The following is a 12,692-nucleotide window of genomic DNA, read 5'->3' on the forward strand; positions in this document are numbered from 1 at the left end:
CCGTTCGGCGGCGGGGCCGCGGTCACCACTCGGCGCTGCGCCAGCGCACCGTCATCAGAGCCTCCGGGGAGGCTTCGTCGGGCCGGAAGGACAGCTCGGTGGGGCCCGGTTCGAGGAGGAACAGCTCCTCGGGGCTGGAGTCGGCCATCGCCGTGTGGCGGCGAGACGCGGTGTTGTTGAGCGTGACCGTGCCGTTGGCGGTGTCGATGGTGAGTTCCTCACCCGCGGCCAGGTCGATCGCGTACCGCAGTCGGCGCGTGCTGCCCCGCTCGGCGACGGTCGGCGTCGAGCACGGGCCGCGAAAGGTGATCACCGGGTGGGTGGCGGCCGAGCCGGTGTTCTCGACGGCGATGTCACCGGTGGAGGTGGCCCGGCCCCAGTCGAGCGGCCAGGTCAGCGGCCACCGCAGACCGGACTCGGGCTGTGGGGCGGGGGTGGTCGCGGTCTGCTCGTTGACGGCGTACCGGCGGGGGTCGGCCGCCAGCCACTGGACGGACATGCGGGAGCTGCCCTGGGTGGCGAAGCCCTGGTCGGCGGGGACCACGCGCTGGGCGATCCTGGCGCGCACGGTGAGCAGTTCGCCGTGCAGCCGGACGGTGAGCCAGCGCTCCTGGTCGAGGAGGGCGAGGGCCTGGCGCAGCGCGCGGACGGCCTCGGGCACCTGGTCCCACTCGGGCATCAGCACGATCGTCCCGCCGACCTTGCGCGGCTTGGCGAACCGGGAGCCCGGCCAGGCGCCGTGCGAGGTGGGCCGGTCGGCGTCGGAGGAGTCGTACTCGGGCAGGTCCTCCCAGCCCGACAGGCCGGACTTGTCGACGGCGAAGGGGGTGCCGGGCCCGATGAGGAACCCGGCCCACTGCACCTGTCCGTCCTGGGTGATGAGGGAGCCGGGCGCGAGGTCGGCGGTGAGGATCTGTGCGGCGTACGTGGTGGTCTCGGCCATGGGGCCGTCACCTCACTTCTGCTGGGAGGGTCGGCGGGGCGGGGCGGGGCGGGGCGGCCGTTTAGTGATGGGCGGTCGCCAGGAAGAGCAGGTCCTCGGCGGTCGACCGGGGGCCGGCGCCCGGCCGCTCGCGGAACTCCCGTATCCGGTGGGGCGGTAGGGGCGGCTCGGTGAGTGCCGGGACGCGGCGGTCCTCCAGCCGGGAGACGGGGTCGATGCGGTAGGTGTCCGTGCCGCCGGGGAAGACGACACCGCCCTCGGCGAGCATGGGCAACTTGTCGAAGTGGACGCCGAACTTCTTGCCGAGGAAGTCGAAACTCAGCTCGTTCAGGCCGTCGATGATCCAGTTGGCGAAGGCGATCAGCCCGTTGATCGGGCCCTTGACGACACCGAGCACGGTGCTCAGGCCGCCCTCGACCATGTCGCCGATGCCGCGCAGGGAACGGGAGAACGCGTCCTTGGCGGTGCGGAAGAAGCCAGGTGCCTTCTCGGTGATCCACGAGGTGACCGGCCGGACGGCGTCCTTGACCTGGCCCAGGGTGCTCGCGGCGATCCCGCGCAGCGCGTTCGAGGCCGTGGAGACGGCTGTTCCGACTTTCGAGGTCCCGCCGACGACGGCACTGATGCCCCTGACCACTCCGGTGATCAGCGTCAGGTACCCCCTGAAGTAGGTTCCGATCGCGGTGCCGATCGCCTTCACGAGCGGGCCGAGGAACGCCCGGATCGCCTGGAAGCCCTTGAGCGCCTGGTCGAAGACCTGCTTCATGATCCGCTGACCGGTCTCGGAGCTCAGCGCGAGCTCGATGAGGTACGCGGCGACGGGCACGAGGATGCCGACGAGGAAGCCGAGCGGGTTGGCCCGCATGGCTACGTTGACGCCGGTCATGGCGACGGAGGCGACGGTCATCACGGTGCCGAAGGTGTCCATCAGACCGGTGACGAGGTCGGCGACGGGCAGCAGCGGCAGGAGGAGCGCGAGGATGCCGCCGACTCCGGTGCCGATCCTCCCGGCAGCCGTGCGGGCCTTGCCGGCCGCCGTGCCGATCCGCTTGACGCCGGCGGGCGCGGTGGACCGGCGGATCCTGTCGACGGAGGCCGCGGCCCCGGAGGCGTTGGCACCGAGGGTCCGCACGGTGGTGCCGGCGGTGCGCAGTCCAGTGGCGAGGGCACCGAGGCCACCGTCCGCCCGCTGGACGTCCTGCCGTAGTCGCCGCAGTGAGTCGCCCGCCTGTCCGAGGCCCTGACGCAGGGAGTTCATCACCGGGGCGACGCCGGCGAACGGGTTCGGCAGAGCGAGGGAGGCACTCATCCGCGTGCCTTCGCCAGGTACATGAGGGCGTCCGCCGTGGACTGCGGGTCGCTGCCCCGGGCCGCGTGGTAGTGCTCGATGTGCAGCCCGCCGCCCTTTCCGCCGGTGAGGGCCTGGGACGCACGGGCTCGGCGGGCGGTGAGGGCGAGCAGCCGGTCCAGCTTGGAGAGCGGCAGGACGGCCTCGGCCTCACCGGCCTCGGCGAGGATCGCCGGGACGCCGCCGTGGCGGGGCATGACGACACCGCCGGTGGCGAGCATGGGGATGGTCGGCAGGTTGACGCCGAAGGTCTTGCCGCCGACGAGCGGCACCCAGCCGGGGACGCTGACCTTGACGCGGTTGAGGCTGTTGATCATGCTGTTGATCAGCCGGATGACGGCGTTGATCGGGGTCTTCACGCCGTCCTTGATGCCGTTGAACGCCCGGGACGCGATGTCCTTGAGGCCGTTCCAGATGGACGACATCTTGTCCTTGACGGCGCTGAACGCCTTCGGGATCGTGGTCTTGATCCAGTTGACCACCGGGGTGATGACGGCCTTGATGCCGTTCCAGACCGAGCTGACGACGGACTTGATCGCCTTCATCACGGTGGTGATGACCGTCTTCCAGGCGTTCACGTAGGTCTTGATGACGTTCGCGACGGCCTTGACGACGGTGGAGACGGCGCTTTTGATGCCGTTCCAGACCGACTTGATCAGGTCCCCGGCCTTCTTCATGATCGGGCCGATGGCCTTCATGACCGAGCTGATGACGCTCCTGACGGCGTCGAACGCCTTCTTCAGGACCGTCTGCATGGTCTTCGACCGCGACGCCATCTCGACGATCTTCTCGATGAGCGGCATGAAGAGTTCGAGCAACCGGGCCAGGATGTTGCCCTTCATGGACTTGTTGAGCTTGTCCTGGCCCTTGGCGGCCTTTCCGGCACCCGACTCGTACTTGCCGAGCTTCCCGCCGGCCGACTGGGCGGTGTCCCCGGCCTTCTTCATGGCGCGCTCGACCTGATCCGACGCGGTCTTGAGGGTCTTGAGCTGGGTGCTGGATCCCTGGGCGTTGGTCTTGAGATTCTTGAGCCGACCCGAGGCCGACGTGCCGGCGTCGCCGACCTTCTTGACCGAGGCACCGGCTCCGGACGCCTGCGTCTTCATGGTGCGCAGGGCGTCGGACGCCTTCTTCGTGGAACTGACGAGACTCATGGATTCCCTCCTTTCCCGGAGTGATCAGTTGCCGGACCCGGAACCGGCGATGGCTGATTCTGCTCCGGCGGCGGCCAGTTTCAGGGCCTGGAAACGCTCTTGCAGGTTCTGGCCGGCGCGGTCGAGTTTTTCGGCGGCTTCCGTGGCCTGGCGGAGACGAAGCGGAATCTTGTGGGGTGCGAAGTCCTCCATGTTGCTCTTGAGGATTCCGGTGTCCTTCGTGATGTCCTTGAGCCGGAGGGTGTCGGTGTTGTCGAGGGCCGTGTTGAGCCTTTCGATGCCCTTGGCCGCCTTGTCGAGCTGTCGGCCCGACGGCATGCCGTCGATGCGTTCGTTGAAGGTGCGGATGTGGGGGTTGACCGCGACGAGGGCGTCCTTGAGGTCGTTCAGTTCGCCGGGACTGAGAGCTCCCCGGGCCATGGCGATGATCGGCGCGGCCTCGGCCTCGGCGCGGGGGCGCACCCAGGGGATGCCGCTGTCGGTCATGGCGAGGATCCGCCCCTGGGCCTGTGGATCGCCACGACGGCGACCTATCGACCTCGTGAGCTTTTCCAGCCCCGCGTTGAAGATCTTTCCTAGGTCGAGCATTTTTCCGACCAGCAGGACGGCAAGGGCTCCGATGAGCAGTGGCAGCATGCTGCCGAGACTCTTCTGGTCCTTGATGGCCGCGAGGGCGTCCTTGAAGCCCAGCCCTTCGAGGAGGGCCTCCCACCATTCTTTGGCCTCGCTCTTGCCTCCCTTGACCGCCGCGATGATTTCAGCGGTCTTCGTGTTGAGTTCTTCTTTCGTCACGGCGGCCGGCGGCTTGTTGTTGGCATTGACCGCCTTGCTCACTTCTTCGAGCTTTGTTTTCACCTCGCCGATTCTGGCGAGAACTTCGGCGTGGTCGTCGGGCATGGCTGTCCCTCAAATCTTTGCTCGGGATTGACCCGGCGCAGAGGCCGTTGTTATTTTTGCGGCCCATGGGATCGGGAGGAGGAGTTGTGCGGCAGTTCTTATTCGTGACAGGAATTGTTCTTGCGCTCGTAGGAGGGTTCACCGCTTTTGCGACGACCGGAAATGTCATGATGTTTCTCCGGCGGCGCAAGCTGGAGCTCCGTGGTGTCGAGGGGGAGGCGGTCTCCTCGATGCACGACTTCATGAACGGCAAGTTCCGGGTCCACTACCGGATCTCCCTCCCGGGAGGGGAGCGCGTCGCGTACTTCTACGAGCTGCAGGTCACCGAGCCGGACCCCGTAGGGACGGTGGTTCCGGTCGTGTACGACCGGAAGCGGCCGTCCCGGGCGCAGACGGGCACCTTGGCGGATGTCGACTCGTCCTCGGAGGGGTGGATCGCGAAGCACGTCACCGGCGGTGCGGTCGCCGTGTTCGTGCTCGGGCTCGTATTGGCCCTGTCCTTCTCCTGACGCGGAGCGGAGCGGTGGGCGTGAACGACACGACGGCCGCTCACCCCCTGGTGAACGGGGCGAGCGGCCGTCGTGTCGTACGGATCGGTGGAGGACTCAGTCCTGACGGGGGGCGCGGTTCCGGTGGTCGTGTCCGCGACGGCCGCGCAGCTCGGTGAGGGCGTCGTTCCAGCCGGCCTTGTACGCCCGGAGTTCACGGGCGTCGGCCTCCGCGTCGAGGACGGCGAGCAGCGCATGCTCGTCGACAGGGCCGGGGCCGTTCAGCACCGCGTGGACGCGGTCGCGGAGCGTGCTCCGTGTGCGGCTTTCCCCGGACTGGGACGTCATGGTGCCCTGCCTTCCGATTGCGTGCCGACGAGGACCCGGTGACGGGTGGGGCCTGCGCGGTGTCCCGGCGGCTGCGACGAGCTGTGCGTGATGCATTCTCGAACCTTTGTTCGATGTTTGTCGAGCGAGAAACGCCTGACGGGGCGTCTTTCCGCCTATTTATCGGGCAGGTTGACGTCCGATGGGTGCTTGTGTTCGACCAGGTAACCTGGGATCACGTCCCCCGGGCCGTATGGATCCGACGGGGCGAGGGGTGTGAGGGGCGCGGGGACCCCAGGGGGCTGGAAGGCAGTACTGACGCATGGACACGGAACCGGGTTCCGACCGGCAGGAGCAGGGTGTCGACTGGCTCGCCTCCCGTCCGGACCTGCCACACCTCATCGCACACCTCTCGGAACTCGTCCACGTCCATGGGTACGCACCCGAGGACCTCGTCGTCCTGCCCCGCCCCGAGGTCGACCGGCGGGAGGCTGCCGCGTTCACCGCCGGCTGGGCCGAGGCCGTGACGGACGAACTCCCTCGCATCCGGCGGGAGTACGAGAAACGTCTCGCCGACGCCTACGCCCAGGGCCAGGGTGACGCGCGTGGAACGCGCCGCCCCCCGCGGCGTACGGACGACGGCCGGGAGGGCGCTCGGGTCATCGCGCTGCCTTTCGCCCGGCTCCTCGAACCGCCCGCAGCGGTCGTCGAGGCCGAGGAGCGGCTCCGCCGGGAACGCGAGCTGTTCGAACGGCCCTCCGAGCCCGAACCGGAACCGGAGCCCCGGGTCGGAAACGGAACGGAACTCCGGACCCGGCCCGACCCGGATGAACGGGAACCCGCTGCCGCGGAATACGGAGCCGCGCCGGTCGTCCGGGAGGGCCGTACCCGCAGGAACGCCCGGATGGTGCGGAAGGTCGTCCGCCGCAAGGGCGGTCGGCCGATCGTCCCTCCGCTGACCGATGCGCCGACCGGGCCGCCCGCCGCCCGCCGTGACCCCGAGCCCGGTGAGCCGGAGTCGCGCGCGGGCCGGGGGCGCCGGCTGTCCGAGCGGGCCAAGGCCCTGGAGGAGGACATGATCTCCGAGCGGACGCGGGAAGTACCTCCGGAGCCCCCTTCCTGAGCCGCTCGGAAGGAAGGGGGCTCCGGGGCCGCGAGATCACCCGAAGAACCGGGCGAGGGCTTGCGGTGACACCCCTTCGTCCTGCCCTGCGGACGCGTCCTGGGCGTCCTGCCCGGCGCCTTCCCCGTCGGGGCCGCCCGGACGGGGCACGGGCGTCGGTGCTTCCGGCGGATCATCGTCCTCGCCCGTGTTGACGCAGGCGAACATCCAGTTGGCGACTGCCAGATGGTCCACCGCGGCCGCCAGCAGGTGGTCGGTGACCGACCACTCCGCGGCCTCGCCGTGGAGTTCGCGCTGGACGGCGCTCTCCCTGGGCAGATGCTTGATCAACACCACGATCCGGCGGCTGGAGAGACCACCCCGGTGCCAGTCGAGGAGGTCGACGTCGTAGTAGCGGAGCAGGTCCGCCTCGAGGGCCTCGGCGTGTTCGTCGACGAACTCGACGAGGCTCAGTCTTCCCCCAGGCCGAGCCCGGTCTCCTTGCCGTAGGCCTCCAGGATGGCGGCCACGTCCTGCACGGTGACGTCGTGCTGCTCGAAGCGGGTGAACTGCTCCTCGCCCATCAGGAGCGCGAGCAGGCCGTCGACGTCGTTGTCGTCGAGCTTGCGCAGCCCCTTGGCGGTCGCGCGGCTCAGCTCGGTCGGAAGGGTGTAGGTCTCGCCGTCCAGTTCGAAGGACCACTTGCGGCCGTGGGCCTCCTGTCGCTGGGCGCGGGCGGCGTTGACGTCGAAACGGGCCATGGTGATGCGTACTCCTTGGTCGGGTGGATGAGGAGGAGAGGGGGCGGGGCGGGCGGCGGTGCGCCGTCCCGCCCCGGGTGGAGAGGGATCAGACGGTCGCGGAGTACTGGCCGTCCTTCATGAGGAAGGTCGCCAGCGGCTTGCCGTCGCCCTTCGACATCGCGCTGAAGGTGATGCCGAGCTGGGACGCCGCCTTGCGGGCCAGCTTGATGTCGTCGGTGGCGGTGACCTGGCCGCGCGGGATGATGAAGCGGTACCGCACCGCGGTCGTGCCGCCGGCCTTGACGTCGGTGAACTCCAGGCCGAGGGCGCGGACGTCCGCGAACGGACGCTCGGCGATCTCGTACCGGTAGGTGTCGACCGCCGGGGTCGGCTCCGCCTTGACGGCGTCGCCGCCCATGAAGAAGGGCAGCGTGTCCTCGTTGAACTGGAGCAGCGAGAACTTCAGCGAGAGGTCACGGCTGGAGTAGATGTAGTGGACCGGGGAGACCGACTGCCACGAGTCGATGGCCTCCAGCTTGTCCTTCTTCGAGAACGTGACGCCGTCGCCGGAGGTGAAGCCGAGGTCCTTCCAGCCCGCGCCGGTCCAGTCGGCCGCGGCGTCGGTGCCGAAGGTGGCCGGGGCGGAGGTGCCGGCCTCCGCCACGTAGAGCTTTCCGGTACCGGCGACGCGGATCTCGGCGGAGTTGTTTCCTGCCATGGTGGGTTTCTCCTTGTGAGGGGGTGAGGGCGCCGCTCCGGGCGTGGGACCCGGGTACGGCAAAGGCCCCGCCGGACGGCGGGGCCTGGTCTGTGGGGCGGGCGGTCCGGGGAGGGGCCGTGAGCGGCCCGGTCGGACGCCCGGCGAGCGGCTGGGAGACGCTCCGCGAGAGGCGGGTGCGGCTAGAAGACGCTCAGGGAGAGGCGGATGACGCAGAGGTAGCGGTTGGCGCCCCGGTAGAGGTAGTCGGGCAGCCAGCGCGGCCCGTCCTGCTCCTCCACGTCGTGGACGACATTGCCGGTGCCGATCTGCTTGCCGATGGTGGCGAGCAGCGCCCGCCGGGCCGCGTTGGCGAGGAGGTGGGCGGCGTTCTTGGTCGGCCCGTACACCTCGAACTCGATCAGCGGCATGTCGACGTGCAGGTCGCCGATCCAGGCGCCGCCGCGGCGGTTCACCAGGACGGCGCTCTGCGTGCCGTCGAAGCCGGCCGGCGCGTTGACCGCGACGGTCGCGCCGGCCAGGGCGGGGTCGGCCTTGAGGACGTCGACGACCAGCTTCTCGACGTCCGGGAACGCACTCGGGGGAGTGGTCATGACGGGTCTCCTCGGGAGGGGGAGCGGGACGGGGTGCCGCCCGGGGCGCCCCGGCGGGAGGGGGAGGGGCGCGGTGGCGCGCCCGGACGGCGGACGGCGGAGCCGTGTCCCGACCCGCGGGCGCAGCTCCGCCGCTGCACCAACTGTGACAGGGAGCGTGCGCGCACGCAACTAGTTCTGTGGGTGACTTGCCGCACGCGGGGCGTACGGGGGCTGTGACGCGCCGGAAGCCGTGGCGTACGGAAGCCGTGCCGCGCCGAAAGCCGTGCCGCACCGCCCCGGTAGGTTGACCGCCACCGAACCAGGGAGCCGCCCGTGCCCGCCGACCGCCCCCGCCTGCTCTACGTCACCGACCTCGCCTATCCCGCCCGGGGCCGGCGCTACGGCGACGAGGACGTCCACCTCACCGCCCGGCTGCGCGAGGACTTCGACCTGGCCCTCTGCCACCCGCTCGACGCCGCTGCCCTCATGGAGGGCTTCGACGCCGTCGTCGTCCGCAACAGCGGCCCCGTCCTCCACTACCGGGAGGAGTACGAGGCCTTCCGCGCGCGGGCCACCGCCCTCGGCGTCCGCGTCTACAACCCGCTGCACGGCCGCGGGGACATGGCCGGCAAGCAGTACCTGCTCGACCTCACCGCCGCCGGACACCCCGTCATCCCCACCGTCGACCGGCCCGAGGACCTGGACCGGCTGCCGGACGCCGCGCTGTACGCGGTCAAGCCCAAGACCGGCGCCGACTCCATAGGACTGCGCTTCGTGCCGTACGAGGACCTCGCCGGCCTCGCGTACGGCGAGGTCCTCGTCCAGCCGCGCGTCGACTTCCGGTACGAGGTCTCCTTCTACTTCGTGGACGACCTCTTCCAGTACGCCCTGTACGCCCCCGACCCCGAGCGGCGCTGGGTCCTGGAGCCGTACGAGCCCACTGCCGGCGACCTCGGCTTCGCGCGCCGCTTCGTCGACTGGAACACCCTCGACCACGGCGTCCAGCGCGTCGACGCCTGCCGTACCCGGGAGGGCGGGCTGCTCCTCGTCGAGCTGGAGGACCTCAACCCGTACCTCTCCCTGGACCACGTCGACCCGGCGGTCCGCGAGCGCTTCGCGGAAGCCCTGGTCCGCTCCCTCCGCGCCTTCCTGGCGGCATGACGAAGCGCCCCGCGTCCGGAGGGGACGCGGGGCGCTTCGTGCGGGCGGGCGGAGGGTCAGACGGTGCGGGGGCGGCGACGGGCCGCCCGTTCCGCCGCGAAGACGTCCTCCAGGCGGAAGAGCTGCGCCCGGCCCGCCTTGCCGGCCGCCCTGAGGTGGCCGAGCTGGACCCACTTGCGGATGGTCGCGGGGGCGACCCCCGCCTCCTCGGCGGCGAGCGGTCCCGGGATCAGGGCCGGCAGGGCGGGTGAGCTCAGCACGAGGTCTCCTCCGTGTCGTTCGTCGTCCGCGCGTCGTTCGTCGTCGCGCGCGGGGCGCTCCTCACCGCGTCCGGCGCGGTGTCCGTGTCCATCGCCGCCTCGATCTCCTCCGTACGGGATCCGGAGGCGGCCGCGAGTTCCTCCCACTCCCGCTCCGGCCACAGGTGCCGGTAGGCGGGGTCGTCCTGGCAGCCGCACACCGGGTCCGTACACAGGCAGGCCGGGTTGACGCACAGCACCGCGCGCCGGTCCGGGAACGCCCGCAGCGACACCGAGTCGCACCAGGGGCAGCGACCCGACACCCGGACGACCGTCTCCGCGTCGCCCAGCGTCCGGGCGCAGCGCCGGGCCATCCTGCGGATCTCGTCCCGGACGTGCCGGGCCAGGTCCGGGTGCGCGGCGATCGGGTCGAGGAGGCCGACGATCCGCCGGAGGCGTTCGATCACCCCGGCCCGGGGCGGTCGCGCCAGGGAGAGCCGGGCGCGGACCGCCTCCTCCAGCTCCACCACGCCGTCGGTGACGTCCCGGATGGCGTCGGAGACGTGGAGGCGGATCGGGGCGGCGCCGTGGCCCGGGACGGCGAGTCCGTGCCGCTGCTCCAGGAGCAGCGCCTCGCGCCGCTCCTGGCGGACCAACTCGTCGTGTCCCGGCGGCGGGACGGCGGGTGCGGCGCCGGAGGGGGAGCGGCGGCCGGGCGCCAGCTCCTCGGAGAGCTCCGGGAACTGCCGTACCAGGGAAGCGGTCCAGAGCGCGATGTCCCGCAGCACGGACTCGGTGGCGCGCTCGTCGCGCGCCGGCCCGGCACCGGACGCGGTGCGGTCAGCCACGGCGGCCCCCGCCCACCCGGGCGACCGCCTTGGCCACGCGCCGCGCGTCCGCCGGACGCCCGTTGCGCCAGAGGCGGCCCGCGCAGACGCCGTCGAAGTAGCTCTCGGCCGGGGCGACCGCCGCCTCGCACTCGCGGCGCACGGGGCAGTCGGCGCAGGCCCGCAGGGCCGGGGCCGCCTCCTGGGCGCGGCGGGCGAAGACGACGGACGGGGAGAGGCCGGCGCACGCGGCGGAGGCCTGCCAGGGGGACGGTTCGGGCTGGAACAAGGTGTTCTCCACGGTCGGGGGCCGCCGGGACGCCATGGGACCGGTGGGACTCATGGGGCTTAGGGGGCCGACGGGTGCGGCGGCGAGCCAGAGTGACACGTTGCGTGCGGGCGCGCAACTAAATTCGAGCCGCCCTCCGCGCCGTTCTTCACCGGTTCAACACGATTGCGTCGTCGAAATCAGGTAATTCCGTGCGCGCAAGCACGCTAAAGTGTGGGACCCGGAGGGTGGGGAGTGAGGGAGTGGTAGACACATGAGCACCCAAGGGCTCGACGCGTTCGCAGGCTGGGTCGAAGGCCTGATGAGACAGCGCGGTTACGACATCGACAGCCCGCGCGGCGGCGGGAAGTCCCGGATCGCGGACGAGGCCGGCGTGCACCGCGCCGCCGTGACGCGACTGCTCCAGCGGCAGAGCATGCCGGATCTGGAGACCATGCGCAGGATCGCCCCGCTGCTCGGCGTCTCCGTCCGCGACATGCTGATCCGGTCCGGCCGCGTGACCCCCGAGGAACTCCCGATGGCGTCGGACCTGCTCCCGGCCGGCGACTGGCAGCCCTCCCTGGAGGACTTCGCCCGCTGGCTGGGCGTGCCCGACGAGCGGATGGGCGTCTTCGTCAAAGTCGTGAACCAGTTCCTGGAGCCCGACGGGGAGACTCCCGGTGTCGGCGGGACCGCCGAGTCGCGCCGCGTCGCGCGGGACTGACCGGCGCCCGTTCGCTCCGGTCGTCGTCACCCGGGCCCGGCCGACACCGGCCGGGCCCTTCCCCGCCTCGCATTTGTTTTGACCGGAGTCCGTGCGATAGGTACGCTCAGACCTTGTGCCTGGGGTGTGCCCGGGCTCGTGCGCGTGTCTACAGCCGCTGTACGAGTCCGAGACCGGCCACCGTGATCCGCGCCGTTCTTTCCGCTTCCGGCGGGGGTCCGCAGGATTCGACACACCCGACCGCGTGGGTCGGTGACTGTTCCAGGTTAGTTGTACCGACGGCACACAGAAACCGGAGAAGTAGTGCCTACGATCCAGCAGCTGGTCCGTAAGGGCCGGCAGGACAAGGTCGAGAAGAACAAGACGCCCGCACTCGAGGGTTCCCCTCAGCGTCGCGGCGTCTGCACGCGTGTGTTCACGACCACCCCGAAGAAGCCGAACTCGGCGCTCCGTAAGGTCGCGCGTGTGCGTCTGACCTCCGGCATCGAGGTCACGGCCTACATCCCGGGTGAGGGTCACAACCTGCAGGAGCACTCCATCGTGCTCGTGCGCGGTGGCCGTGTGAAGGACCTGCCGGGTGTTCGCTACAAGATCATCCGCGGTTCCCTCGACACGCAGGGCGTCAAGAACCGTAAGCAGGCTCGCAGCCGCTACGGCGCCAAGAAGGAGAAGTAAGAATGCCTCGTAAGGGCCCCGCCCCGAAGCGCCCGGTCATCATCGACCCGGTCTACAGCTCTCCTCTTGTCACCTCGCTGATCAACAAGATCCTGCTGGACGGCAAGCGTTCCACCGCCGAGCGCATCGTGTACGGCGCCATGGAGGGTCTTCGCGAGAAGACCGGCCAGGACCCGGTCATCACGCTGAAGCGCGCGCTGGAGAACGTCAAGCCGGCCCTCGAGGTCAAGTCCCGCCGTGTCGGTGGCGCCACCTACCAGGTGCCGATCGAGGTCAAGCCGGGCCGCGCGTCCACGCTCGCCCTCCGCTGGCTCGTCGGTTACTCCCGCGCCCGTCGCGAGAAGACCATGACCGAGCGCCTCATGAACGAGCTCCTCGACGCCTCGAACGGCCTCGGTGCTGCCGTCAAGAAGCGCGAGGACACGCACAAGATGGCCGAGTCCAACAAGGCCTTCGCGCACTACCGCTGGTAGTCGCAACCCACATCGAGACCGAGAGAAGAC

At 70.4% G+C, this 12,692-nt stretch carries 18 protein-coding genes; 6 read left to right on the forward strand and 12 right to left on the reverse strand.

The window, feature by feature from the left end; genetic code table 11:
• Positions 1-22: 22 nt before the first annotated feature.
• From ACFYNX_RS16350 to ACFYNX_RS16365, 4 genes are all read right to left on the reverse strand, one after another.
• Positions 23-943, reverse strand: a complete 921-nt coding sequence (locus ACFYNX_RS16350) for a phage distal tail protein (RefSeq protein ID WP_388662033.1) — start codon at positions 941-943, stop codon at positions 23-25.
• Positions 944-1,004: 61 nt separating this feature from the next.
• Entirely contained in the window at positions 1,005-2,252 is a 1,248-nt protein-coding gene (locus ACFYNX_RS16355; protein ID WP_388662035.1) for a tape-measure protein, read from the reverse strand.
• Entirely contained in the window at positions 2,249-3,445 is a 1,197-nt protein-coding gene (locus tag ACFYNX_RS16360; RefSeq protein WP_388662037.1) for a phage tail protein, read from the reverse strand. Before ACFYNX_RS16360 ends, ACFYNX_RS16355 begins: the two co-directional genes overlap by 4 nt.
• A gap of 24 nt (positions 3,446-3,469) precedes the next feature.
• On the reverse strand, positions 3,470-4,342 hold the full coding sequence (locus ACFYNX_RS16365; protein WP_388662039.1) for a hypothetical protein: 873 nt from the start codon (positions 4,340-4,342) through the stop codon (positions 3,470-3,472).
• Between the two features lie 86 nt (positions 4,343-4,428).
• Between ACFYNX_RS16365 and ACFYNX_RS16370 the strand changes: the two genes are divergently transcribed.
• On the forward strand, positions 4,429-4,851 hold the full coding sequence (locus ACFYNX_RS16370) for a DUF3592 domain-containing protein (protein WP_388662041.1): 423 nt from the start codon (positions 4,429-4,431) through the stop codon (positions 4,849-4,851).
• A 96-nt stretch (positions 4,852-4,947) separates the two neighbouring features.
• Here the strand turns inward: ACFYNX_RS16370 and ACFYNX_RS16375 are convergent, their stop codons facing one another.
• Complete coding sequence (locus ACFYNX_RS16375; RefSeq protein WP_388662043.1) at positions 4,948-5,178, reverse strand: hypothetical protein; 231 nt, start codon at positions 5,176-5,178, stop codon at positions 4,948-4,950.
• A gap of 301 nt (positions 5,179-5,479) precedes the next feature.
• Between ACFYNX_RS16375 and ACFYNX_RS16380 the strand changes: the two genes are divergently transcribed.
• Positions 5,480-6,280, forward strand: coding sequence for a hypothetical protein (locus ACFYNX_RS16380; RefSeq protein ID WP_388662044.1), 801 nt, complete (start codon positions 5,480-5,482; stop codon positions 6,278-6,280).
• A 36-nt stretch (positions 6,281-6,316) separates the two neighbouring features.
• On the opposite strand, the gene ACFYNX_RS16385 is transcribed toward ACFYNX_RS16380, so the two are convergent.
• The 4 genes from ACFYNX_RS16385 to ACFYNX_RS16400 all read right to left on the reverse strand — a co-directional run bounded on the left by ACFYNX_RS16385 (position 6,317) and on the right by ACFYNX_RS16400 (position 8,313).
• The gene (locus ACFYNX_RS16385; RefSeq protein WP_388662045.1) at positions 6,317-6,616 is read right to left on the reverse strand and encodes a hypothetical protein; all 300 of its coding nucleotides are present in this window, start codon (positions 6,614-6,616) and stop codon (positions 6,317-6,319) included.
• Between the two features lie 113 nt (positions 6,617-6,729).
• Entirely contained in the window at positions 6,730-7,020 is a 291-nt protein-coding gene (locus ACFYNX_RS16390; RefSeq protein WP_388662046.1) for a hypothetical protein, read from the reverse strand.
• Between the two features lie 88 nt (positions 7,021-7,108).
• On the reverse strand, positions 7,109-7,720 hold the full coding sequence (locus ACFYNX_RS16395) for a phage tail protein (protein ID WP_388662047.1): 612 nt from the start codon (positions 7,718-7,720) through the stop codon (positions 7,109-7,111).
• A 182-nt stretch (positions 7,721-7,902) separates the two neighbouring features.
• Positions 7,903-8,313, reverse strand: a complete 411-nt coding sequence (locus ACFYNX_RS16400; RefSeq protein WP_365542584.1) for a hypothetical protein — start codon at positions 8,311-8,313, stop codon at positions 7,903-7,905.
• A 315-nt stretch (positions 8,314-8,628) separates the two neighbouring features.
• On the opposite strand from ACFYNX_RS16400, the gene ACFYNX_RS16405 reads away from it, so the two are divergent.
• Positions 8,629-9,456, forward strand: a complete 828-nt coding sequence (locus ACFYNX_RS16405; protein ID WP_365542582.1) for a hypothetical protein — start codon at positions 8,629-8,631, stop codon at positions 9,454-9,456.
• Between the two features lie 56 nt (positions 9,457-9,512).
• Here ACFYNX_RS16405 and ACFYNX_RS16410 read toward each other — a convergent pair whose 3' ends face one another.
• The 3 genes from ACFYNX_RS16410 to ACFYNX_RS16420 are packed head-to-tail and all read right to left on the reverse strand — an operon-like array spanning position 9,513 to position 10,865.
• Positions 9,513-9,716 (reverse strand): hypothetical protein, encoded by a 204-nt coding sequence (locus ACFYNX_RS16410; RefSeq protein WP_388662049.1) that lies wholly within the window; start codon positions 9,714-9,716, stop codon positions 9,513-9,515.
• Positions 9,710-10,543, reverse strand: a complete 834-nt coding sequence (locus ACFYNX_RS16415) for a hypothetical protein (protein WP_388662051.1) — start codon at positions 10,541-10,543, stop codon at positions 9,710-9,712. Before ACFYNX_RS16415 ends, ACFYNX_RS16410 begins: the two co-directional genes overlap by 7 nt.
• The gene (locus ACFYNX_RS16420; RefSeq protein WP_365542578.1) at positions 10,536-10,865 is read right to left on the reverse strand and encodes a WhiB family transcriptional regulator; all 330 of its coding nucleotides are present in this window, start codon (positions 10,863-10,865) and stop codon (positions 10,536-10,538) included. The genes ACFYNX_RS16415 and ACFYNX_RS16420 overlap by 8 nt, the downstream gene beginning before the upstream one ends.
• Positions 10,866-11,064: 199 nt before the next feature.
• Between ACFYNX_RS16420 and ACFYNX_RS16425 the strand changes: the two genes are divergently transcribed.
• The 3 genes from ACFYNX_RS16425 to rpsG all read left to right on the forward strand — a co-directional run bounded on the left by ACFYNX_RS16425 (position 11,065) and on the right by rpsG (position 12,662).
• The gene (locus ACFYNX_RS16425) at positions 11,065-11,514 is read left to right on the forward strand and encodes a helix-turn-helix transcriptional regulator (protein ID WP_365542576.1); all 450 of its coding nucleotides are present in this window, start codon (positions 11,065-11,067) and stop codon (positions 11,512-11,514) included.
• 303 nt (positions 11,515-11,817) lie between these two features.
• On the forward strand, positions 11,818-12,189 hold the full coding sequence (gene rpsL, locus ACFYNX_RS16430; protein ID WP_003948652.1) for a 30S ribosomal protein S12: 372 nt from the start codon (positions 11,818-11,820) through the stop codon (positions 12,187-12,189).
• 2 nt (positions 12,190-12,191) lie between these two features.
• Complete coding sequence (gene rpsG / locus ACFYNX_RS16435) at positions 12,192-12,662, forward strand: 30S ribosomal protein S7 (protein ID WP_015035567.1); 471 nt, start codon at positions 12,192-12,194, stop codon at positions 12,660-12,662.
• Positions 12,663-12,692 lie beyond the last annotated feature (30 nt).

This window comes from Streptomyces sp. NPDC007872 (genome assembly GCF_042868165.1).
In the GTDB taxonomy this organism is placed as follows: domain Bacteria; phylum Actinomycetota; class Actinomycetes; order Streptomycetales; family Streptomycetaceae; genus Streptomyces.